Genomic DNA, 2,764 nt, shown 5'->3' on the forward strand with positions numbered 1-2,764 from the left:
AACACAGGTTTCTTTGATATCCTGGCAGGTGAAGTAAATAACTTAAAATTTGATAATTCAGATTTTGATGGACAAATGACAAATGCTGGGGTACTAGCAGGTCAAACTACCACAGGAGCTAATGTGTTTAAAGTCTATGTTTTAGCAGGGAATTCACTCTCTTCAACCGCTAACCCTGCTAATGTAGGTGGACTTGTAGGTTTAATGAATGGTGGAACGCTTAGCCAATCTTATGCTAATGCAAGCTTGACAAATACCCAAGGTCTAACTGGTGGCTTTATTGGCGAAATGACAGCTGGTAACATAAACAACTCTTATTCTAGAGCAACCTTAAACGTAGAAAATGCAAATGCAGGTGGCTTTGTGGGAGAAATATCCGCAGGATCTATTGATAAAACCTATGCAGTAAGTAATCTAAATCTAGTGAATGCTGGCACAGGAACACTTAACGCTTTCGGAAACCAAACAGGAGCTAATTTAATCACCAATTCTTTTTACGATAGTGACGTAACATCTACAGATAATAGTGATGCTACAGGCGAGACTACAGCTAATATGACACAAGAGAGCATCTTTATTACTGCTAGCTGGGATTTTGTGTGTGAAAATACAAACGGAACAGAAGATATATGGTCTATTAGCACAGGAGTTAATAATAGTTACCCTAACTTAAATGGTGAAGATGATTTATTTATTGATGCTGTAGAGCCAAATGGAACAGGTCTATCGGGAGACCCATATCTAATAACTAGTTTAGAAAACCTGTTATGGATTGCTGAAAACCCAAGCAGTTGGTCTGCTTTTTTTGAACAAACAGCAAATATAGACGCAGCTTCAACTGAGTTTTGGGGTTGTGAAGGAACTAACGGGGGTTGGGTTGTAATCGCTAATGCTACGAGTGATACTTTTTCAGGTATCTATAATGGTGGCGGTTTTACTATCGAAAATTTATTTATCAATTCTAATCAATCAAATGTAGGTTTGTTTGGTAATTTAAGTGGTGAGGTTTTCGATTTGAACTTGACCAATTTTTCAATTTCAGCAGACTCAACTATTGGAGTACTTGCGGGAACTTTACAAACTAATGCTGTTGTTAATACAATTTATGTAAATCAAGGAACAATTACATCTACAGCAACAGGTATTTCTAATCTTGGTGGTGTTATAGGTGAAGTTGAAGGGGGATTAATTCGCACTTGTTTTTCTACTGCAACTCTAAGTGGAAACCAAAATGTGGGTGGATTTGTTGGACTTGTTTCTGGTGGTGAAATTAATAATAGTTATGCTCGTGGCAATGTGAGTGGAGTTACCAACACAGGTGGTTTTGCTGGTAGTATTACAGGAAGTTTAATTGATAAATCTTATGCTGCAAACACAGTCACAGCTTCCGATACTAATGAAAACCCCGCGGGATTTGCCAACCAAACAGGAACTAATTTAATCACTAATTCTTTTTACGATAGTGACGTAACATCTATAGATAATAGTGATGCTACAGGCGAGACTACAGCTAACATGACACAAGAGAGCATCTTTATTACTGCTGGTTGGGATTTTGTGTGTGAAACGGATAATGGTACAGAAGATATTTGGAACATAGATGCTACGAAAAACAATGGATATCCAAATTTTGATGGTATCGAAAATTTATTTATTGAAGCTATAGAACCTGAAGGAGATGGCTCTACACTAAATCCATATTTAATTACTTCATTAGCTAATTTGTATTGGATTACCATTACCCCTAGCTCATGGGATGCTAATTTTGAACAAATTAATGATATTGATGCTTTACCAACTGCAGAATGGGGTTGTAACAACGAAGGTTGGATTCCTATTGGTGTAAATGATGCAGCCAATTTCACTGGAGTCTATGAAGGTGGTGGATTTGAAATAAACGGTCTTACTATTAATGCTAATATTCCGAACGCTGGTTTTTTTGATACTCTAGCTGGTGAAGTAAACAACCTTAGATTTGTAAATGCTAGTTTTGTTGGGGAGTTTACCAATGCAGGTGTACTAGCTGCACAAATAATTGGAGGAGCTAATATTTTTGGGGTTTATGTATTTGAAAGTAATCAATTAGAAGTCCCTTTTGAAATTTTTGAACCTTCTCCACCAGTCTGTAATATGGGAGGGCTTGTAGGATTGATGAATGATGGAACGGTTAGCCAATCTTATGCTAATGCTAATTTAAGAAACTCAATAGGTTTTACAGGTGGTTTGCTTGGTAAAATGGATGGCGGATTTATTAATAATTCTTATTCTAGAGCCGCCATTACTGTGGCTTCAGAATCCGTTGGTGGGTTTGTTGGGCAAATTTCTGCGGGTACTATTGATAAAGCGTATACCACAAGCGATATTAATTTATTTGATAACAATGGAAATGCGGCTGGGTTTGCTAACCAAACGGGAGGAACTATAACCAATTCTTTTTACGATAGTGACGTAACATCTACAGATAATAGTGATGCTACAGGCGAGACTACAGCTAACATGACACAAGAGAGCATATTTATTACTGCTGGTTGGGATTTTGTGTGTGAAACTACAAACGGAACAGAAGATATTTGGTCTATTAGCACAGGAGTTAACAATACTTATCCCAACTTAAATGGTGAAGAAGATCTATTCATTGAAGCCGTACAACCACAAGGAGATGGTTCTACACTAAATCCATATTTAATAACTTCATTAGCTAATTTATATTGGATTACCATTACCCCTAGCTCATGGGACGCTAATTTTGAACAAATCAATGATA

At 37.0% G+C, this 2,764-nt stretch carries 1 protein-coding gene; it reads left to right on the forward strand.

The annotated features are described in order from the left end of the window. On the forward strand, positions 1-2,764 hold a 2,764-nt coding region (locus IEV72_RS13510; protein ID WP_188459651.1), incomplete at both ends, for a beta strand repeat-containing protein.

Origin of the sequence: Psychroflexus planctonicus, assembly GCF_014640195.1 — a bacterium.
GTDB classification, from domain to species: Bacteria; Bacteroidota; Bacteroidia; order Flavobacteriales; family Flavobacteriaceae; genus Psychroflexus; species Psychroflexus planctonicus.